We start from the raw sequence: 19,721 nt of genomic DNA on the forward strand, positions 1-19,721 counted from the left end.
TCAGGCCGGGTCGAGCACCTGCTGATGCACGGTGCTCGGCCCGTGCCCGGACGCGACGACCACCAGCTGCGCGGGGATCTGTTCTTTCATCGCCTCGACGTGGCTGATCACGCCGACGGTGCGACCGCCCTGGCGCAGCCCGTCGAGGGTGCGCATGGCCAACTCGAGCGTCTCGGGGTCCAATGAGCCGAAGCCCTCGTCGATGAACAGGGTGTCGAGGCGGATGCCACCGGCCCGGTCGGTGACCACCTGGGCGAGCCCGAGTGCGAGGGCGAGTGAGGCGAGGAACGTCTCGCCGCCCGACAGCGACTGCGCCGGGCGCGCCTGCCCGGTGTAGGCGTCGACGATCTCGAGCCCCAGGCCGCTGGCGGCGTTGCGCGCGGCCAGCGCGTCGGTGTGGCGCAGCCGGTAGCGGCCCGACGACATCTCGTCGAGGCGCAGGTTGGCGGCGGCGACGATCTGCTCGAGTTCGGCGGCGAGCACGAACGTCTCGAGGTCCATCTTGCGGTCGTTGCGCCCGGCCACGGCGTGCGCGACGCCGGCCACGACCCGGTGCCGGGCCTCGAGCTCGGCGATCTCGGCATGTGCGGTGCGGGCGCGGGCGACGGTCTTGCCGATGGCGCGCACCGCCTGGTCGGCGGCGGTCTTGGCGCCGGCGGCGGCCTCGGCCTTCTCGCGCGCATCGGCGTAGGCGGTCGCCGAGGTCTGCAGGTCGGGCAGCGGGTCGTCGGTGCCGGCCAGTTCCATCTCGAGCTGCATCAATCGTCCGCGCTCGGTGTGCAGCGCGGTCTCGTACTCGTCGATCTCGTCGTCGAGCCGGGTACGCTCGGCCGCATCGCGCAGGGCCGCGGCGACCGCGTCGACGTCGACGAAATCGGATGCCTCGACCCGGCGGTCGCGGTCGGCCACCGCCACGGCGGCGGCGGCCACGGCGGTGGCATGGGCGGCGAGCGCGTCACGCAGCGTGACCGCGGCCGACCGTCGCGCCTCGGCGTCGGCGATGCGCTCTGCGACGCCGGCGAACCCGCCACGCGCGGCGTCGACGGCGGCCGTGGCGGCCTGGGCACGTTCGGTGAGGGCGGCGAGCTCGTGCTCGAGCGCCGACAGCACGGTGTGCGTCTCGGCCAGTTCGTCGGCGGTGCGGGTGTCTTCGGCGTCGAGGGCGTCGCGTTCGTCGTGAAGGCGCGCGCGATCCTGCGCGGCCTGCTCGGCGGCGGCCAGCCGGCGTGCCGCGTCGGCGTGGGCGGCCTCGGCGGCGGCGACGTCGAGCCCGCCCGCGCGGGCGGCGGCGTCGGCACAGGCGGCACGGGCGGCGGAGGTGTGCTCGGCGGCGGCACGGGCGCGCTGCAGCGCGGCATCCCGTGCCTGTTCGGCCGCGGACAGCTCGTCGTCGGTGACCGGTGCGTCACCGCGCGGGGCGGGATGCGGGTGCTCGGCGGCGCCGCAGACCGGGCAGGGCTCGCCGTCGACCAGGGTGGCGGCCAGGTCTCCGGCACGCTCGTCGACCCGGCGCCGCAGCAGCGCGGTGTGCGCGGCCGCGGCGTCGTTGGCGGCCTGTTCGGCCTCGACCTGTGCCCGCTCGGCCTGGTGCACGCTCTCGCGCAGGTCGTGCTCGGCCACGGCGGCGTCGCGCCGGGCGGCAGCGTCGACGGCGGCCTGGCGGGCGTCGTCACCTGTGGCGGCGAGAGCGGCCGCATCGCGCAGCGCCTCGTCGAGCGCGGTGCGACGGTCGGGCAGGGCGGCGCGGGCCTGTTCCAGCTCGGCGATGCGGGCGCGGGCGGCGTCGGCCTCGGTGCCGCGCGTGTGGAGTGCGGCGCGCAGGTCGGAGAGTGTGCGTTCGTGCTCGAGTGCGGTGCGCCACACCGCGAGTGCGCCGGTGAGTTCGTCGACCACCGCGGTCAGGGTGTCGGCGGGGTCGGTGCCGTCGCCGCCGAGCGCGGTCCACGCCGCGCGTGCGTCGGCCACCCGGTGTTCGTGACGGGCGGCCTCGGCCTCGGCCGCGGCCGCCGTCTCGAGCGGTGCACGCAGCGCCTCGGCCGCGCGGGCGTCGTCGCGGCTGCGCCGCAGCGCGGCGACCTCGTCGGCGCGCTGCTGCAGCACGGCCAGCGCCGCGCGGGATGCGTCGCGCGCGGCCGCCCGCTCGTGCAGGCGGCTCAGGCGCTCGTGGGCGGTGTGCGCCGCGTCACGGTCGGCCGCGGCCGCATCCGCCGCCGTCTCGAGCACCTCGAGCCGGTACCGGCCCCGCTCGAGAGCACGCTCCAGCGCGTCGATGCGCTCCGGCACCGATCGGGGGCCACCGCCGTCGGCCCCGGTTCCGCCGTCCGCCCCGGTTCTGTCGCCCGCCTCGGTACCGCCGTCCGCCCCAGCACCGCCGTCCGCACCGGTCCTGTCGTCCGTCCCGGCACCTGCGGCATCACGACCGGCACCTGCGGCGCCCGCAGGGTCGGCATCCCCGCGGCCTACACCGGCACCGGACGTCGCTGCACCGGTGCCGGACGTCGCGGCACCGGCACCGAACCCGTGCTCGGCGACCATCCGCTCGCCCTCGTCGAGCGTCGCCTCGACCCGGCGCAGCCGGTCGGCCACGGCCGACTCGGCGTCTTTGCGGCGCTGCTCGAGCGCGGCCTCGTAATCCTGGTAGCGGCGCGTGCCGAACAGGGTGCGCAGCAGTGCCTGCCGCTCGCCGCCCGGGGCGAGCAGAAACTGCGCGAACCTGTTCTGGGCGAGCAGGATCACCTGCTGGAACTGCTCACGGTTCAGCCCGAGGATCTCGCCGAGCAGTTCACCGGCCTCACGCGGCTTCGCGGCCCGGCCGACCCACACGCCGTCGACCAGCTCTTCGACCAGGGCCCGGTGCGCCTCTTTGGTCGTGCCGGTGCCGCGCGCCTTCGGCCGCACGTACTCGGGCGAGCGGGTGACCCGCCAGCGCCGGTCGCCCACCGTGAACTCCAGTCGCACTTCGGTGCGGTCCTGGCTGCGGCAGTGGTCGCTGCGCAGCCGCAGCCCACCGACCGTGGTCGCGCCGTCATACCGCGGCACCGCCCCGTAGAGCGCGAAACCCACGCCGTCGAGGATGCTCGACTTGCCCGCCCCGGTGCGTCCGCCGATCAGGAAGATGCCGTCGGCGTCGAACGCGTCGAAGTCGACGATCTGACGGGTCAGGAACGGGCCGAAGCCCTCGAGCTCAAGGCGATGCAGCTTCATGCGCTCGCCTCTGCGGCGACCCGTTCGCCCAGCACCTCGCGGATGAGCTCGGCCTCGTCGTCGTCGGCGGACTGGCCGCCGCGCACGTGGGCGAGGAACGCGTCGACCAGCTCGACGTCGCTGCCGCGCGCCGCCTCGACCCGGGCCGCGAACGTGCGCTCGTCGGCTGTGGCGACCTGCGCGGGCGTGTACCGCACCTCGGCGCAGTGCGCGAACCGGGCCTGCAGCCGCCGCATCGGGTCGACCTGCGCCGCGGTGTCGGTGTAGCGCGCGCTCACCCAGTGGTCTTCGGCGAACGCGAACCGCTCGTCGCCGAGCAGCTCGTCGAGGGTGCCGGTGAGCACGGTCAGCGGCCGCGGCACCGGCAGACCCACCCATTCGGTGGCGACCTGGCCCGCGGCATCCAGCTGCACCAGCCACGCCCCGCGCGGCTTGTCGCGCTCACCGAAGCTGTAGTGCAGCGGCGCCCCCGCATAGCGGACGCGCTCCGAGAGCACCTGACGCCCGTGGATGTGCCCGAGCGCCGCGTAGTCGGGCCCGTCGAACACCGCCAGCGGCACGACGTCGAGCCCGCCTTGCTGGATGTCGCGCTCCAGGTGTGGCGTCGGCTCGACCCCGGCGGCGAAGCAGTGCGCGGCCACCACGTACCGCCCGCCGCGGACGGCGGCATCGGTCCGCACCAGGTCCATGGCATGCGCGAGCGCCTGCGCCTGCGTGCGTACGCCGGGCCACAGCCGGCGCACCAGGGCGGGCTCGAGGTACGGGATGCCGTAGACGTGCACCGGGCCGTCGGCGTCGGCGACGGTCACCGGGGTGGCGATCTGGGCGGGGTCGGTGAGCACATGGATGCCCTCGCGCAGCAGTCTCGCCTGAAAGCCCAGGCGCGCCGCCGAGTCGTGGTTGCCGCTGGTGACCACGACGCTCGCCCCGGCCTCGCGCAGCGCGGCGAGGGTGTCGCTGAGCAGGGTGTAGCAGTCGGCGGCCGGCGTCGCCGAGTCGAACACGTCACCGGCGACGATCACCACGTCGACGTCGCGCGCACGGACCTCGGCGACGAGCGCGTCGAGTACGCCGCGCAGCGCCGACAGCGTCGGCGTGCCGTGGAAGGTGCGCCCGATGTGCCAGTCCGAGGTGTGCAGGATCCGCATGGTTCCACGGTAGGCGCGCCCTCCGACATCGCCGGGGCGACGGGCCGGGTTAGTCTCGTTGCCATGGCGGACGAACTGGGCGGTGGCGGCGGCGCTCGCCCGTACCGGTTCGCGCATGCCGGCGCGTCGATCGTCGTCGAAGAGCAGGGCGCCGGCGACCGGGTGTTCGTGCTCGTGCACGGCATCGGCATGGGACGCAGTGTGTTCGGCGATCTCGTCCCGCTGCTGGCCGCCCACGGCCGGGTGATCGCGATCGACCAGCCCGGCTACGGCGAGGCGCCCGAGCCGGCGCGCACCCTGACCATGGAGCGCACCGCCGACCTGCTCGCCGCGTTCCTGCGCGAACGGGTGCGGCGACCGGTGGTGCTGATCGGTCACTCGATGGGCAGCCAGGTCGTGCTCGAGACCGCCGTGCGGCATCCGGCCCTGGTGGAACGCCTGGTGCTGGCGGCGCCGACGGTGGATGCCACTGCCCGCAGCGCGATCCGACAGCTGCTGCGTATGGCGGCCGACCTGGCCGTCGAGAGCCCGCTGGTGCTGCTGCGCGGCGCACGCGAGTACCTGCGGGCCGGCCCGCACCTGCGCCGCAAGATGCATGCGATGCTCGTGCACCGCCCCGAAGACGCCTACCCGCGGGTGCGGGTGCCGACCCTGGTGCTGCGCGGCGCGAACGACAGGGTGTGCCCGGCCGACTGGTGCTCGCGCGTGGCCCGCAGCATCCCGAACGCCCGCCTCGACCAGGTGCCGGCGCACGGGCACGAGACGATGATCCGCGACCCGCGGCCTGCGGCCGAGCTCATCCTGTCGTTCGCGCTATGAGGCCGGGCGCTCCTGCCGGCGCCGGTGCAGGATGCCGCGGCGGTCGGGATGCGCGTCGAACCACTCGGCGACGTACCAGCACACCGGCAGCACGTCGCGGTCGCCATGCGCTTCGAGGTCGGCGACGGCCCGGTCGACCAGCTCACCGGCATAGCCGTGTCCGCGGAACGGCGGCACCGTATAGGCCCGGGTCAGGGCGACGGTGCACCCGTCGTCGCGGTAGTCCAGCACGCTGACCAGGTCGTCGCCGCGATGCAGGGTGTACCGGGACTGCTCGGCATCGTGCGCGAATCGTAGCTCACTCACGAGGTCAGGGTAACCCCGCCCCGGCACGGCGGCGCCGTCCCGCGCCCACACCCCCAGAGCCGAGACCCAGAGCCGAGACGGCGTCTCAACTGTGCGGAAACCGCGTGTCACGCGGCCTGGTTGAGCAATCTGTCACATTCCGACGCACAACGGCCGTGGCATCCGTGCGATTTGACTCATGGGGACGCATTCGGTCATAATCGGCCACATGACTCACAACGCGCATTCTCTGTCCGCCCGGGAGGCGAACGGAACTGCCGGCATCATGATGCCGGGCCGCGTTGTCATGTGTTGTCGAATGTGCCGCTGAACCGGTAACCCCCGCCGGGCCCGCGTTGCGCCCCCTTCACACCTCGAAGGCTGCGTCACCGGCGCCCCCGAGCACCTCGGCGCACTCTGCGCAAGGATGCCTCGCTCCCGGCCCGTCCTCGGGTCGTACCGCTGCACAGTCGTACCCGGAAACCCCTAACGGTCCGGGTCCTTTCCAAGGACGTCAACCCATGTCGAACACCGCCCTCCTCGAGCGCCCCACCACCACCTCGACCACCGCCTCCCGCCCCGCCCTGCGCCTGGTGTCGGACCGCCCGACCCGCACCCCCGCCGCCGCTGCGCCGCAGCGCCACCTGCCCGCCGGTACCACGCCCCGCGGCTTCGCCCTGTACGTCGGCTTCGACGAGGCGAAGGCCGCGGCATCCGGTGTCTCGCTCGGCACGATCGTCGACGCGCTGCGCCGCACCCTCGCCGAGGTGGCACCCGAGGCCGAGACCTATGCGACCGTCGCCCTCGCCCCGGTGGGCGCGGGCGGGCGCGACGTCGACGTGGTGCGGCTGGCGCTGCACGAGCCGAGCGCCGTGGCGCGCACCAAGCCCGAGCCCGAGATCGACGACGAGCCGTCGACCGGCGGCGTCGTGGTCGACATCTCGCGCAAGCGCGTCGTGATCGACGGCGATTCGGCCGCCCTCACCTTCAAGGAGTTCGAGCTGCTGCAGTACCTGGTGCTGCGCGAGGGCCGCACCATCGAGCGCGCCGAGCTGGTCTCGTCACTGTGGCAGGCCACCGACAAGGACGCCCCCGGCGAGCGCACCATCGACGTGCACGTGCGGCGGCTGCGCGCCAAGCTCGGCCGGTACGAGGATGTCGTGCGCACGGTGCGCGGTGTCGGCTACCGCTTCGACCGGCACGCGGACGTCGCGATCCGCTACGGCCACGGCACCCCGTCGCCCGACCGCTTCTGACGCGCCTCGCCCCGGCGTGGCCGTACGGTCGTCACGCAGGATGTCGCGGCCGACGCGTAGGGTGGGTGCCATGCTCCCCGGGGTCGACGCCGCACCCGCGCCTGCGCGCGACCCGAGCACGCGGGTGGGGCGCCCGAGCGCCGATGTGCGCAGCCCGATGCCGGATGCCGGCCGGCCGCTTCAGACCGAGTACCGGCCGCGGCAGCCGCTCGACCTGCTCGCCACGGTGGGGTTCCACCGCCGGGGCCCGCGCGATCCCACGATGACAGTGACCGGCGGGGTGCTCTGGCGCGCCGCACGCACGCCGCAGGGCGTCGCCACGTTGGCGCTGCGCGAGACCTCACCGGGGCTGGTGCGCGCCGCCGCCTGGGGGCCGGGCGCCGGCTGGGCTCTCGAGCAGCTGCCCGCGCTGTGCGGCGCACACGATGCGCTCGACGGGTTCGACCCGGCGCGGCACCCGCTGGTCGCCGACGCGCATCGTCGCAATCCGGGGCTGCGCCTGGGCCGCACCGATCTGTTGTTCGACGCGATCGCGATCTGTGTGCTCGAGCAGAAGGTCACCGGGCTGCAGGCGTTCGGTGCGTGGCGACGACTGGTCACCTGGTTCGGCGAGCGCGCCCCGGGACCTGCCCCGGTACCGCTGTTCGCCCCGCCGACGGCCGAGGGCTGGCGGGCGATCCCGTCGTGGGCGTGGCATCGTGCCGGCGTCGAGCCACCGCAGTCCCGCACCATCGTCGAGGCGGCGCGCCGGGCCGGGTCGCTGGAACGGGCGACGGAGGCGGCATCCGGCGACGCCCGCGACACGCCGCTGACCGCGATCCGCGGCATCGGCGCCTGGACCGCCGCCGAGGTGCGCATCCGCGCGTTCGGCGACGCCGACGCGGTGAGCGTCGGTGACTACCATCTGGCGCACGAGGTCGGGTACGCGCTCACCGGGCGTCGCACCGACGATGCGGGGATGCTGCGGCTGCTGTCGGCGTGGCCGGGGCACCGGCAGCGGGTGATCCGGCTGATCCGCGCGAGCGGCGTGCACGAGCCGCGGCGCGGGCCGCGGCTGCATCCCGAAGACCACCGCGACCGCTGAGGCCGGACCGCGCGACACCGGGACGAACCGGGGCGGTGCCCGTGTCAGCGGTGCCGGGGCGACGCCGTGTCAGCGGTGGCGCCAGTACCCGCAGAACGTGATGTGGCCCTTCGGCACACCCGACTGCACCCAGTGCCGGCGCAGCCCGGTGGCCAGCGCCTGCTCGCCGACGACCCAGGCGTAGAACGGCGCGTCGGGATGCGCGAGGTCGGATGCCGCGGCCAGCGCGGCGGCACCCGGTACCGCCTGCGGGTCGGTGCGGGTGACCCAGCACACCTGGACGTCGTCGGGGGCGTCGATCGGGCGACGGTCGGCGGCATCCGGCACCTCGAGCACGGCGTACCCGGTGGCCGTGCGCGGCAGCGAAGCGAGCACCGATGCGGCCGCGGGCAGCCCGCTCTCGTCGGCGACGACCACCGTGCGCTGCCCGCAGTCGGCGGGCGGGTGGTACGAGATGCCTTCGTCGATCAGGGCGACCGCGTCGCCCGCGCGGCAGGTGCGGGCCCAGTCAGCGGCGGGTCCGGCGTGGCCGGCGTCGCCGTGCAGCACGAAGTCGATGTCGAGTTCGGGCCCGTCGGCGCCGTCGTCACGGTAGCCGGCGACGGTGTAGTTGCGCATCACCGGCCGCTCGGTCTTGGCGATCGTCAGGTAGCGCAGGTAGGCGACGGTGTCGAGCTTGTTCGGCAGCTTCGCCAGCGACCCGTCGCCACCGGTGGGCAGGAACATGCGGAACCACTGGTCGTACCCCATCGGCACGAAGTCGGCGATGTCACCGGACCCGACTCTCACCCGCATGAAACCGGGCGAGAGCTGCTCGCTGCCCAGCACGTGCAGAGTGAGCAGATGCGGCGTCGTGGGCTTCACGCGCGTGGCGGTCATGTTCGTGCGCACCATCGGCGCTCCCTTCCGGCCGGGTGGATGACTTAGGTTAGCCTAACCGACACGAGTACCCTCGGTCCAGGGAGACCCGGCGCTACCCTGGAGCCATGACATCGACGGGTTCGGGGTGGCCGCGCGGCCGCGTGGGCTGGATGGTCGGCACGGTCGTGCTGCTGATCCTGGGCGCGCTGGTCGGCATGGTGCTCGGCAGCGTCTGGCTCGGCCTGCTGCTGGCGGCGCTCGTGTCGATCGGGTGGATCATGGCGTACGAGTCCTGGCGCGGCAAGACCCCGCACCTGCACGACGAGGACGACGACGGCGCCCGGCTGTAGCGCGACGTCCGGTTTCGTACGCGCGGTGCGACCCGCCTCAGACGGCCGAACCGCCCTTACCCGTGCGGTGTGACCTCACCCCACTCGGTCGGGCCGGACCCACTCCCCGCCCCGAACGTGCTGGTCGAGGAACGCGAACACGGTCTGATACCAGACGACGGCGTGCTGGGGCTTCAGCACCCAGTGGTTCTCGTCGGGGAAGTACAGGAACTTGTGCGGTGACGTGCCGTCTTCCGCGGCGAAATGCTCGTTGAGATCCGACCACAGCCGCAGGCCTTCGCCGATGGGCACCCGGTAGTCGCGGTCGCCGTGCACCACGAGCATCGGCGTGCGGATGTCGCGCACGAACCGATGCGGCGAGTTGCCCACCATCGCCTCGGGCGTGAAGATGCGCTGCCAGTACCCGGAGTGGTCGGTGGTGCCGGCGAACTGGTCGAGCGCCCAGAGGCTCGCGTGCGTGACGATGGCGCGGAACCGGTCGGTGTGCCCGGCGACCCAGTTCGCCATGTACCCGCCGAACGATCCGCCCATCGCGGCGGTGCGGGTCTGGTCGATGTCGTCGCGCGCCACGACGGCGTCGGTGATCGCCATCAGGTCGGTGTACGGCTTGCCGCCCCAGCTGTTCCAGCCGCGGGCGATGAACTCGAGGCCGTATCCGGTCGACAGCGCCGGGTCGGGCAGCAGCACGGCGTAGCCGCGGGCGACGGCCAACTGCGGGTTCCACCGCCAACTCCAGGCGTTCCAGCTGTTCAGCGGCCCACCATGGATCCACAGCAGCAGCGGCGCCGGGTTCTGCGCCGAGGCGTCCTCGGGTAGCAGCAGCCAGCCCCGCACCCGCGCGCCGTCCTCAGCCACGGCATCCACCTCGGTCATCGTCGCCGGCACGTCGGGCAGCGGAGCCGGGGCCGGCAGCACGGCGACCTCGTCGCCGGCGATCCGCACCGGGTGCGGCGGGGTCATCCAGTTCGCGCGCAGGGCGACGACGTCGCCGGTGGTGCGGTCGACCGCGATGCCCGAATAGGTGAAGTCGTCGCCGGTCAGCTGGCTCACGGTGTCATCGCGCCCGATCCGGAACACCGGACCGCGCCCGTCCTGGTCGGCGGTGACGATGAGGGCGTCGTCGCCGGGGGTGAAGGCGATGCCGGTCGGCCAGCGGTCCCAGTCGCTCGCGAGGCGCCGCTCCTCGGTGATCGCAGCGCCGTCGAGGCGGCCGAGCCACAGCTCCTGATCGGTCGGGGCCGCGGCGGTGCTCTTGACCGCCCGCAGCCATGCCATCCAGACGCCGTCGTGCCCGATCACGGGGAACTCGTTGTCGACGCCGGGTTCGTCGCGCAGCACCGTGTGCGCGCCGGTGGCGACGTCGATCGCGACCAGCCGGGCCCGCTCGTCGCGGCCCTCGCGCTCCTGCATCGCTGCGACGACGGTGGACCCGTCGGGGGTGATCGCGACGCCGACCGTGGCGGCCGAGGTACCAGGGTGGGGCGTGAGGTCGACGGGGCGCGGCAGGAATGCCGGGTACGGGGCGGGCGCGGCATCCTTCGCGTCCGCGTCCGTCTGGTCGTCGCGAGGCGCGCCGACAGGCTCGGTCAGCTCGCCGAGGCGCAGCGCGAACAGGTGCGGCTCGTCCGGGCCGAGATCGTGGTCCCAGTACCGCACCGGGTAGCGCTCGTGCAGGATCGCGGCGACCCTGTGCTCTTTGCGGTCGGCGCGCAGGCGCGCGTCGTCGTCGATCGTGTCGGCGGACGGCAGCAGCGGCGCCGAGATGATGACGACGTCGGATGCCTCGGCCACCGCCTCGATCGACGAGACACCGCCCGCCAGCCGAGTGACCGGGCGGGCGTCTCCGCCGCCGGCCGGCAGCAGCCAGAGCTGGGCCGGGTCGTCGTCGGCTGCCGTGCCGTCGGGCCGCGCCGACAGGAACAGCAGGTCGCCGTCCTTCGTGTACACCGGCGCCGACTCTCCCTTGGCGGAGCGGGTCAGCCGCCGCACGCGCCCTTCGCCGCCGTCGGCGGGCACTTCCCACAGGGCCCGGTCGTGGCCGGTGCCGTCCTGGTTCAGCGTCGCGACGACCACCACGGCGCGGCGACCGTCGGGCGAGAGGGCGAGGGATTCGGTGCGGGGCAGGGCGACGTAGTCGTCGAGGGAATGGAACGGCGTTGTGCGCATTGCTCCACGCTACGCCGGGCGGGTCACCCGGTGGTGGACCCGATGCGGCGCAGCCGGGAGGGCATCGGGAACGGCAGCACGTACTCGATCAACGGCACGTCGATCGCACCCCAATCGTCGCGCTTGACGCGAATCCGCTCGGGGGATGCCTCGGTGATGCGCACACGCAGCCAGCGGCCGTCGTCGAGCAGCAGCTCGTATGGATCGGCCAGGTATCCGATGCCGAGCTCGTCGAGCACCTCCTCGGCGTGCAGCCAGTCGACCGGCCCGGTGCGCTCGCGCCCGGGCAGGTCGATCACGACGAAGCCGTCATCCGCCGGCCGGATCCATCCCACCCGCTCGCCGTCGTGCCGACGATGCTCGATCCACTCCGTGGGTGCAGCCATCCTGTGACCCTACCGGCCGCCGGTCTACATCTCCTCGTGGGTGTTCGGGTCGCCGTCCCACAGCCGGCCGCGCTCGAGGGCCGAGATCGCGGCGACCTCGTCGTCGGTCAGCGCGAACCCGAACACGTCGGCGTTCTCGCGCTGCCGACCGGTGTGGGCCGACTTCGGGATCGGCGTCGAGCCCAGCTGCACGTGCCAGCGCAGCACCGCCTGCGATTCGGTGACGCCGTGCGCGGCGGCGACATCGGTCACCGTCTGCTCGGCGAGCAGCTCGCTGCGCTTGGCCAGCGGGCTCCAGCTCTCGGTGCGGATGCCGTGTGCGGTGTGGAACGCGCGCAGCGCGGACTGCGGGAAGTAGGGGTGCAACTCGACCTGGTTGACCGCCGGTGTCACACCGGTCTCGTCGATCAGCCGGGAGAGCATCTGCTCGGTGAAGTTCGAGACGCCGATCGAGCGGACCAGTCCCTCCTCGCGCAGCCGGATCATCGCACGCCAGCTGTCCAGGGACTTGTCGACGCTCGGGTTGGGCCAGTGGATCAGGTACAGGTCGATGCGGTCGAGCCCGAGCCGGTCGAGCGATCCGCGGGCGCTCGCCAGCGTCTCGTCGAAGCCGTGGTCGCGGCCGGGGAGCTTGGTCGCGATGGTCAGCTCGTCGCGGTCGACGCCGCTGCGGCGCACCGCCTCACCGATCTCGGTCTCGTTCTCGTAGTTGACCGCCGTGTCGATCAGGCGATACCCCAACGCGATCGCGCCGACGACGGCGTCCACCCCCGCTGCGCCGCGCAGTTCGTAGGTGCCCAGCCCCAGTTGCGGAAAAGAGGTGCCGTCGTTCAGGGTGACTGTCGGAATCGATGTCATGTCTCCATCCTGCACCGATATGGTCTGCGTCTGAGGCGCGCCGGCCCGATCGCGCCATGGGAGCGTGTCGCGGGAATGCCCCGCCGCATCCGGCGTTGACCCTCGTATGAGCACTGTCGGAATCATCGGAGCCGGGCACATCGGCACGGCCCTCGCACACGGGCTCGTCGCCCGCGGGTACGACGTCGTGATCGCCAACTCGCGCGGGCCCGAGACGCTGACCGATCTGATCGCGTCGCTGGACGGCAAGGCGCGCGCCGCGACGGCGTCAGAGGCGGCGGATGCCGCGGACTGGGCGATCGTCACCGTTCCGCTGAAGGCGCTGCCCGACATCCCCGCCGCCCCGCTGGCCGGAAAGATCGTGCTCGACACCTGCAACTACTATCCGCAGCGCGACGGTCGCATCGCGGCCCTCGACGAGAAGCGTGCCACCACCTCGCAACTGATGCAGGAGCACCTGCCCGACTCGAAGGTCGCCAAGGCGTTCAACCACATCGTGGCCGAGCAGATCGTCACCGACGGCTCCCCTGCCGGCACGCCGGACCGCCGGGCGCTGGCCACCGCGAGCGACCACCCCGAGGCGACCGCGTTCGTCACCGCGCTGTACGACGACTTCGGCTACGACACCGTCGATGTCGGACCGCTCGGCGAGAGCTGGCGCGTCGAGCGCGACCAGCCCGCGTACGTGGTCCGCCAGAACGCCGACGAGCTGCGCGCCAACCTCGCCCGCGCCACCCGCTGACGCGCGCGCTGCGACGCGCTACGGTGGCACCGTGAGTGCTCCCATCGATCCCACGACCACCTCCGCCTGGGCCGAGCTGCTCCAGCACAAGGCCGGGTTCGATCCCGACCTGCGCGGCTGGTTCGCCGCCGACCCCGACCGTGCCGAGCGCATGACCCTCGACGCCGCCGACCTGCACGTCGACCTGTCGAAGAACCTCGTCACCGACGAGATCCTCGCCTCGCTGGTGCGCCTGGCCGAACAGACGCACGTCGCAGAGCGGTTCGCCGACATGCTCGCGGGTGTGCACATCAACACCACCGAGGATCGCGCGGTCCTCCACACCGCGCTGCGCCGCCCCGCCGGTGCGCAGCCGCCGCTCGTGGTCGACGGGCAGCAGGTCGACCGCGACGTGCAGCACGTGCTCGACCGCATGGCCGCGTTCGCGCGCCGGGTGCGTTCGGGCGACTGGCGCGGCGTCACCGGCAAGAAGGTCACGCACGTCGTCAACATCGGCATCGGCGGCTCCGACCTCGGCCCGGTCATGGTCTACGAGGCACTGCGGCCCTATGCGGACGCCGGCATCGAGGCCCGATTCATCTCGAACATCGACCCGACCGACCTGGCCCAGAGCACCGCCGACCTCGACCCGGCCACGACGCTGTTCATCGTGGCATCCAAGACCTTCACCACCCTCGAGACGCTCACCAACGCCCGTCTCGCCCGCGACTGGCTGTGGCGCCGGCTGCAGGACGCCGGCGCCATCGACGACAGCGGCCAGGCGCGAAAGGATGCCGTCGCCCACCACTTCGTGGCGGTGTCGACCGCCCTCGACAAGGTCGCCGAGTTCGGCATCGATCCCGACAACGCGTTCGGGTTCTGGGACTGGGTCGGCGGCCGCTACTCCGTCGACTCTGCCATCGGCCTGTCGCTCGAGCTGGCGCTCGGGCCCGACGTGTTCGAGGAGCTGCTGGCCGGGTTCCACGCGAGCGACGTGCACGCGGCATCCACCCCGCTGCATCGCAATGTGCCGGTGCTGATGGGGCTGCTGAACGTCTGGTACACGAACTTCCTCGACGCCCAGACCCATGCGGTGCTGCCGTACGCGCAGCTGCTGCACCGGTTTCCCGCGTACCTGCAGCAGCTGACGATGGAGTCCAACGGCAAGGGCGTGCGGTGGGACGGTAGCCCGGTGACGACCGACACCGGCGAGGTGTTCTGGGGCGAGCCGGGCACGAACGGGCAGCACGCGTTCTACCAGCTGATCCACCAGGGCACCCGGCTGATCCCCGCCGATTTCATCGCGTTCGCGAACCCCGCCTATCCGCTGGCCGACGGCGACCGCGACGTGCACGGGCTGTTCCTGGCGAACTTCCTCGCCCAGACCAAGGCGCTCGCGTTCGGCAAGACCGCCGCCGAGGTCGAGGCCGAGGGCACCACCGGCCGGCTCGTGGCGGCACGCACGTTCACCGGCAACCGGCCCACGACGTCGATCTTCGCCCCGGCGCTCACACCGGCCGTGCTCGGCCAGCTCATCGCCCTGTACGAGCACATCACGTTCACGGAGGGCACGGTGTGGGGCATCAACTCGTTCGACCAGTGGGGCGTCGAGTTGGGCAAGCAGCTCGCCCTGCAGATCGCGCCGGCCATCGAGGGCGATGCGGATGCCGTCGCCGCGCAGGACGCGTCGACCCGGGGCCTGCTGGAGTACTACCGGGCGCACCGGCGGTAGCGGCATCCCTCTCAGCGACCCGGGCTGAGCACCTCGAAACCTTCGCTGCGAGCCGCATCGGCGAGCCGGTCATCGTAGGTCATGATGGTCTGCGCCTCGACCACAAGGGCGGTCGCCAGGTGCAGGGCATCGAGCGTTGCGAGGTGCCGGTACGGGAAGCGACCGGCGAGCTGCAGCACCGCCTCGGTCAGGCGAACGGTACGGAACGCGCTGAGAATCGGCTCGGCGCGCCGCGGATCTGCCTCAAGACGGATCGCAACCCGCCGCAGCTCAACGGTCGCAATCGTCGACACCACGCACTCCTGACCCGCCGAAGACGCCGACGACAACGCCACGCGCAGGTCAGACGAGTACTCCTCAGCGACAAGCAGTTTCGCGAGCGCGGACGTGTCGACGACGATCACCGGTCACCCCGCAACTCTCGCAAGACATCCTCTGTCGACTCCGATACGGTGATGCCGGCCGGGAACTCCATGTTCTGGGTCCCCCGCCGAATCGTCATCTCGTCGAGCACACTGCGCTCGGCCGGCGAGAGCACCGCGATCTCTTCGCCGTTGCTGGTGACGCGGAACGAGACACCCCCGCGCACCTGACGCATGATCTCACCCGAGTTGTTGCGCAGTTCACGTTGGCTGATCGTTCGCATGCGAACACCGTAGCACGCCTGTAGCACAGACCGGCGGCCCAGCCGAAAAGATCAGCCGGCGACGGGCATGGCCTGCGACGGTGGTATCCCACCGCCGCGCCTCAGCGGATGACGACGCTCGCCTCGGAGGTGTTGACCAGGAACGCCAGCGATTCCTGCAGGTACAGCGTGACGGTGTCGGCGTCGTGCGAGAGGTAGCCGATCGACACGTCCTGGCCCAACTGCAGGGTGTAGTCGCCGCCCCGCAGCGTGACCAGCAGTGCGCCGTCCAGCGCCGGGGCGAACACGATCTGCCCGTCGCCCATGATCCGCTCGATGTGGCTGATCACCGGATAGCCCTGGTCGACCGATTCGGCCGCGGCCGTGTACAGCTCGCTCGACAGCAGCAGCGCGTACGGGCCTTCCACTCCGGCCATGCGCAGCGCCGTCAGCGCGCGGGCGACGGATGTCGGCAGCTCGCGCACATCGTCGGGCAGCGGCACCGCGGGGTTGGAGCTGGCCGGAGCGATACCGGTCATGCCCGCGGCGCCGGCGAACACGATGCGATCCTCGGCGGTGGCCAGCTGTTCGGCGGCGTCCTTCACCGGCTGCCAGTCCGAGTCCTCGGCGCCGCGCTCCACGTCGTCGATCGCGGCCCGGGTGACGGTGAACGGCGCCCGCAGCTCCACCAGCGGCTGCACCTGGCGGCGTCTGGCGTTCACCCCCGATGCCGGCGAATCCACGGCCACCACGTGACCGGTGCCGACCGCCGACAGCCCCGTGCCGGCGGCATCCGGCACGTCGACCACGCGTCGCCCCGCGATGCGCACGCGGAACGTGCGGCCGGCCTCTTCGGCGATCTGGTCCCAGGCCGCAGCCGAGATCGGTGCGAGTTCGCGATGCAGATTGTCCATGTCAGGCCCCTTCCGTGAGCCGGGTCTTCAGTCCGCCGATACCCAGACTGCCATCGGCGGGGGCGGATGCGGCGGGTGCGGCCGTCGCCGGTGCGCTCACGCTCGCGGGGTCGGCGACCGGCGGGTCGTCGAGGAACGCCACGGTCGGCACGAAGAACAGTCCGCCGGTGACCGCGGTCGAGAAGTCCAGGATGCGGTCGTGGGATGCCTCGGCCGTGCCGAGGAACATGTTGCGCAGCATCTGCTCGGTCACCCCGACGTCGCCGGCGTAGCCGATGAAGTAGGTGCCGAACTCCCCTGCGGCGATGCTGCCGAACGCCATGTTGTCGCGCAGGATGTCGCGCTCGGTGCCGTCGGGGTCTTCGATGGTGTTCAGCGCGACGTGCGAGTTCGCCGGCTTGACCGCGTCGGGCAGCTCGACGTCGTCGAGCTTGTGGCGCCCGATGACGCGCTCCTGCTCTTCGACCGGCAGCGCGTTCCAGGTGTCGAGGTCGTGCAGGTACTTCTGCACGATGACGTAGCTGCCGCCGGCATAGGCGGGGTCCTCGTCGCCGATCAGCACGGCGGCGGTGGCATCCGCCCCCTCGGGGTTCTCGGTGCCGTCCACGAACCCGAGCAGGTCGCGCTCGTCGAAATAGCGGAAGCCGTGCACCTCGTCGACCACCCGCACCGCGTCGCCGAGCCGGTCCGTCAGCAGCCGCGCGAACTCGAAGCACAGATCGAGCGCGCGGGCGCGCAGGTGCACGAGCAGGTCGCCCGGCGTGGCAGGCGCCGCATGGCGGGCACCCTGCAGCGGCACGAACGGGTGCAGGCCGGCGGGTTTCGGCAGCTGGAACAGCCGGTCCCAGGCATCCGCCCCGATGCCGATGACGCAGTTGAGCTCGTCTTCGGGGCGACGGAACGACACCGCGCGCACCAGGCCCGACACCTCGGTGAGCGCATCGCGCACCGTGCCTTCACCGCCGGGGGCGACGGTGAGCACGAGGAACACGGCGGCCCGCGCCGGAGGCGCCACCACCTGTTGCGTCACCATGTCTTGATCCCATCACGCCGAGCCGACATCGGGCAATCCCGTCGCCGGCCGGTCACTGGGTGCGGATCAGGGTCAGCAGCATCTTCGACGGCTCCAGTGCGCGCACCGAGTGCGGGATCCGTGCGTCCAGGTGCAGCAGCGACCCCGGTCGCAGTTCGTGCGTGCGTCCCTCGGCGCTGAAGGCGAGGCATCCGCTCAGCGCCTGCACCACGATCGGACCGGGCGCGGTGTGCTCGGTCAGCTCGGCGCCCGCGTCGAACGCGAACACCACCACCCGAGCCCCCTCACCCGACAGCGCCACCTGTGAGGTGCGCCGGCCCGGCTCGACCGCGACCAGGGCGTCCACGTTGTCGATCGTCGTCATTCCCATACGACCATCCTGGCCCGCCGACGCCCGGTCGGGGCCGCCGGTCACTTGACCGAACCGGCGGTCAGACCCCCGACCAGACGCTTCTCGATGACCATGAACAGGATGACCACGGGCACGATGGCCACGATCGACACGCCGAACACGTACTGCCAGGCGGCGTCGTACTGGCCCACGAACTTGGTCAACGCCACCGACAGCGGCTGGTTCGCGTCGGTGGAGAGGATGACCAGGGATGCCGCGAACTCGTTCCACGATGCGACGAACGTGTAGACGATCGCGGTGACGATGCCCGGCCAGACCAGCGGCAACTGCACCCGGAACAGCACCGTCCATTTGCCGGCACCGTCCAGCTGGGCGGCCTCGTCGACCTCTTTGGGCACGCTCGCGAAGAAGTTGTGCATGATCCAGATCGCGAACGCCAGGTTGAAGGCGGCGTTGACCAGGATCATCGCGGTCCAGGTGTCGTTGATGCCCAGGGCCACCATCTCTTTGAACAGACCGGTGGCCAGCACCGTCGGCTGCAGCATCTGCGTGACGATCACCAGGAACAGGAACACCCCGCGCCCGGGGAACCGGAACCGTGCGGTGTAGTACGCGGCGGGCACGCACACCAGCAGCACGAGCACCGTGGCGAACACCGAGATCACGATCGTCGAGATCATGTTCTCGGGCAGCGGCGTCTCGGGCGTCGACCACATGGTGATGTAGTTCTCGGGATGCCACGAGGTCGGCAGGTACGTCGGCGGGACGGCGAGGATGTTGTTGCGGCTCTTGAACGAGCCGATGAGCATGATCAGGTACGGGATCAGGAAGACGACCGCGATCACCACGCCGGCGATCGTGCGTCCGGCGAGGCGGGCGGGTGAGGCATCCACGCCCCGCGCGCGGCGGCGGGTGCGCGGCGTGGTGATGAGGGCTGCGGTGGCCGAATCGGTCATGACACGTCCTTCATCGGCTTGACGATCCACAGGTACAGGGCGACCACGATCAGCACGATCAGGAAGTTGATCACACCCAACGCGCTGGACAGGTCGATGCGCTGTTCGTTCTGCAGCAGCTTGAACATGTAGGTCGTGGTGGTGTCGGCTTTGTAGCCGGGGATCGAGCCGGTCATCAGCTTCAGGATCGGCAGCGAGTTGAACACGTTGATGATGTTGATCAGGCTCGCCAGCGCGATCGCGTTGCGCAGGTTCGGCAGGATGACGCCGAAATAGGTGCGGGCAGCGCCCGCGCCGTCCATCTTGGCGGCCTCGAGCATGTCGCCGGGGATGCCGGCGTGGCCGGCCAGCAGGGTGTAGGTGGTGAACGGCAGCGACACGAACACCGCGATCGCGATGGACGAGATGAACGCCGGCAGCGGCTCCTTGGTGAAGCCGAACGGCTGGGCGAGGATGTGCACGTCGACGAGGAAGCGGTTGATGATGCCGTAGTACGGATCGAGCCCGTACACGAACACCGTGGTCGTCATCACCACGCTGGAGGCCCACGGGATGATGATGGCCATGCGCACCCAGCGCCGGCCCGGGAAGTTCTTGTTCAGGAACTGGGCCAGCGCCAGCGAGATCACCACGGTCAGCACCACCACCGCGGCGACCCATACCAGCGAGTTCAGCAGGATGCCGGGCAGTTCGGGCCGCGCCAGCACCGCGAGGTAGTTGGCGAACCCGACCGATCCGTGGTCGACGCCGGCGACCGAGATCTTGCGCGTCGAGTTGTAGACCATGTATCCGGCGGGGAACAGCACGATCCCGAAGATCAGGATCAGCGCCGGCGCCGTCCACGGCACCGCGTGCCACAGGTCGGCGGCACCGCCGGATGCGGTGCGGGGACCAGGGGTGCCGCCACGGCGGGCCCGGCCGGTGGCCGGACCCGCCGTGGCGGTGGTGGTGAGCTGACTCATCGGGGTCGG

Annotated in this window: 20 protein-coding genes; 6 read left to right on the forward strand and 14 right to left on the reverse strand. The window is 71.9% G+C overall.

All coding sequences use genetic code 11. The annotated features are described in order from the left end of the window. Both H577_RS0103305 and H577_RS0103310 read right to left on the reverse strand, forming a co-directional pair. The gene (locus H577_RS0103305) at positions 1 to 3,204 is read right to left on the reverse strand and encodes an AAA family ATPase (RefSeq protein WP_029144746.1); all 3,204 of its coding nucleotides are present in this window, start codon (positions 3,202 to 3,204) and stop codon (positions 1 to 3) included. Then, a complete protein-coding gene (locus H577_RS0103310) occupies positions 3,201 to 4,352 on the reverse strand; it encodes an exonuclease SbcCD subunit D (RefSeq protein WP_029144747.1) in 1,152 nt (383 codons plus the stop codon). The genes H577_RS0103305 and H577_RS0103310 overlap by 4 nt, the downstream gene beginning before the upstream one ends. Before the next feature lie 63 nt (positions 4,353 to 4,415). On the opposite strand from H577_RS0103310, the gene H577_RS0103315 reads away from it, so the two are divergent. Continuing rightward, complete coding sequence (locus tag H577_RS0103315; protein ID WP_051191685.1) at positions 4,416 to 5,171, forward strand: alpha/beta fold hydrolase; 756 nt, start codon at positions 4,416 to 4,418, stop codon at positions 5,169 to 5,171. Here H577_RS0103315 and H577_RS0103320 read toward each other — a convergent pair. Beyond that, positions 5,166 to 5,477 (reverse strand): GNAT family N-acetyltransferase, encoded by a 312-nt coding sequence (locus H577_RS0103320; RefSeq protein WP_029144749.1) that lies wholly within the window; start codon positions 5,475 to 5,477, stop codon positions 5,166 to 5,168. The genes H577_RS0103315 and H577_RS0103320 overlap by 6 nt on opposite strands. 500 nt (positions 5,478 to 5,977) lie before the next feature. On the opposite strand from H577_RS0103320, the gene H577_RS0103325 reads away from it, so the two are divergent. After that, positions 5,978 to 6,712 carry a winged helix-turn-helix domain-containing protein gene (locus H577_RS0103325; protein ID WP_029144750.1) on the forward strand — a complete coding sequence of 245 codons (735 nt, stop codon included), beginning with the start codon at positions 5,978 to 5,980 and terminating at the stop codon, positions 6,710 to 6,712. Between the two features lie 70 nt (positions 6,713 to 6,782). Further along, the gene (locus H577_RS0103330) at positions 6,783 to 7,796 is read left to right on the forward strand and encodes a DNA-3-methyladenine glycosylase family protein (protein WP_084515767.1); all 1,014 of its coding nucleotides are present in this window, start codon (positions 6,783 to 6,785) and stop codon (positions 7,794 to 7,796) included. Between the two features lie 69 nt (positions 7,797 to 7,865). On the opposite strand, the gene H577_RS0103335 is transcribed toward H577_RS0103330, so the two are convergent. Continuing rightward, positions 7,866 to 8,690, reverse strand: a complete 825-nt coding sequence (locus H577_RS0103335) for a siderophore-interacting protein (protein ID WP_029144752.1) — start codon at positions 8,688 to 8,690, stop codon at positions 7,866 to 7,868. A gap of 92 nt (positions 8,691 to 8,782) precedes the next feature. Between H577_RS0103335 and H577_RS0103340 the strand changes: the two genes are divergently transcribed. Continuing rightward, the gene (locus H577_RS0103340) at positions 8,783 to 9,007 is read left to right on the forward strand and encodes a hypothetical protein (protein WP_029144753.1); all 225 of its coding nucleotides are present in this window, start codon (positions 8,783 to 8,785) and stop codon (positions 9,005 to 9,007) included. Positions 9,008 to 9,082: 75 nt separating this feature from the next. Here H577_RS0103340 and H577_RS0103345 read toward each other — a convergent pair whose 3' ends face one another. From H577_RS0103345 to H577_RS0103355, 3 genes are read right to left on the reverse strand one after another with little or no spacing between them, the layout of a single operon-like run. Next, positions 9,083 to 11,173 carry a S9 family peptidase gene (locus H577_RS0103345; protein WP_029144754.1) on the reverse strand — a complete coding sequence of 697 codons (2,091 nt, stop codon included), beginning with the start codon at positions 11,171 to 11,173 and terminating at the stop codon, positions 9,083 to 9,085. 23 nt (positions 11,174 to 11,196) lie between these two features. Then, positions 11,197 to 11,559 carry a hypothetical protein gene (locus H577_RS0103350; protein ID WP_029144755.1) on the reverse strand — a complete coding sequence of 121 codons (363 nt, stop codon included), beginning with the start codon at positions 11,557 to 11,559 and terminating at the stop codon, positions 11,197 to 11,199. A 24-nt stretch (positions 11,560 to 11,583) separates the two neighbouring features. Next, the gene (locus H577_RS0103355) at positions 11,584 to 12,417 is read right to left on the reverse strand and encodes an aldo/keto reductase (RefSeq protein WP_029144756.1); all 834 of its coding nucleotides are present in this window, start codon (positions 12,415 to 12,417) and stop codon (positions 11,584 to 11,586) included. Positions 12,418 to 12,481: 64 nt separating this feature from the next. Here H577_RS0103355 and H577_RS0103360 point away from each other — a divergent pair, with 64 nt between their 5' ends. Continuing rightward, positions 12,482 to 13,159, forward strand: a complete 678-nt coding sequence (locus H577_RS0103360) for an NADPH-dependent F420 reductase (protein WP_281166846.1) — start codon at positions 12,482 to 12,484, stop codon at positions 13,157 to 13,159. A gap of 31 nt (positions 13,160 to 13,190) precedes the next feature. Then, positions 13,191 to 14,870 (forward strand): glucose-6-phosphate isomerase, encoded by a 1,680-nt coding sequence (gene pgi, locus H577_RS0103365; RefSeq protein ID WP_029144758.1) that lies wholly within the window; start codon positions 13,191 to 13,193, stop codon positions 14,868 to 14,870. Between the two features lie 11 nt (positions 14,871 to 14,881). Here the strand turns inward: pgi and H577_RS0103370 are convergent, their stop codons facing one another. The 7 genes from H577_RS0103370 to H577_RS0103400 all read right to left on the reverse strand — a co-directional run bounded on the left by H577_RS0103370 (position 14,882) and on the right by H577_RS0103400 (position 19,712). Continuing rightward, entirely contained in the window at positions 14,882 to 15,274 is a 393-nt protein-coding gene (locus H577_RS0103370) for a type II toxin-antitoxin system VapC family toxin (protein WP_029144759.1), read from the reverse strand. After that, positions 15,271 to 15,516, reverse strand: a complete 246-nt coding sequence (locus tag H577_RS0103375) for a type II toxin-antitoxin system Phd/YefM family antitoxin (protein ID WP_029144760.1) — start codon at positions 15,514 to 15,516, stop codon at positions 15,271 to 15,273. Before H577_RS0103375 ends, H577_RS0103370 begins: the two co-directional genes overlap by 4 nt. A gap of 101 nt (positions 15,517 to 15,617) precedes the next feature. After that, the gene (locus H577_RS0103380) at positions 15,618 to 16,409 is read right to left on the reverse strand and encodes a family 1 encapsulin nanocompartment shell protein (RefSeq protein WP_029144761.1); all 792 of its coding nucleotides are present in this window, start codon (positions 16,407 to 16,409) and stop codon (positions 15,618 to 15,620) included. 1 nt (position 16,410) lies between these two features. Beyond that, positions 16,411 to 17,442: a Dyp-type peroxidase gene (locus tag H577_RS0103385; RefSeq protein WP_029144762.1), complete on the reverse strand. Its 1,032-nt coding sequence runs from the start codon at positions 17,440 to 17,442 to the stop codon at positions 16,411 to 16,413. Between the two features lie 52 nt (positions 17,443 to 17,494). Further along, the gene (locus tag H577_RS0103390; protein ID WP_029144763.1) at positions 17,495 to 17,812 is read right to left on the reverse strand and encodes a cupin domain-containing protein; all 318 of its coding nucleotides are present in this window, start codon (positions 17,810 to 17,812) and stop codon (positions 17,495 to 17,497) included. Positions 17,813 to 17,853: 41 nt separating this feature from the next. Next, the gene (locus tag H577_RS0103395) at positions 17,854 to 18,750 is read right to left on the reverse strand and encodes a carbohydrate ABC transporter permease (protein ID WP_029144764.1); all 897 of its coding nucleotides are present in this window, start codon (positions 18,748 to 18,750) and stop codon (positions 17,854 to 17,856) included. Beyond that, entirely contained in the window at positions 18,747 to 19,712 is a 966-nt protein-coding gene (locus tag H577_RS0103400; protein ID WP_029144765.1) for a carbohydrate ABC transporter permease, read from the reverse strand. The genes H577_RS0103395 and H577_RS0103400 overlap by 4 nt, the downstream gene beginning before the upstream one ends. Between the last annotated feature and the right edge of the window lie 9 nt (positions 19,713 to 19,721).

This window comes from Microbacterium luticocti DSM 19459, assembly GCF_000422405.1.
Classification (GTDB): Bacteria; Actinomycetota; Actinomycetes; order Actinomycetales; family Microbacteriaceae; genus Microbacterium; species Microbacterium luticocti.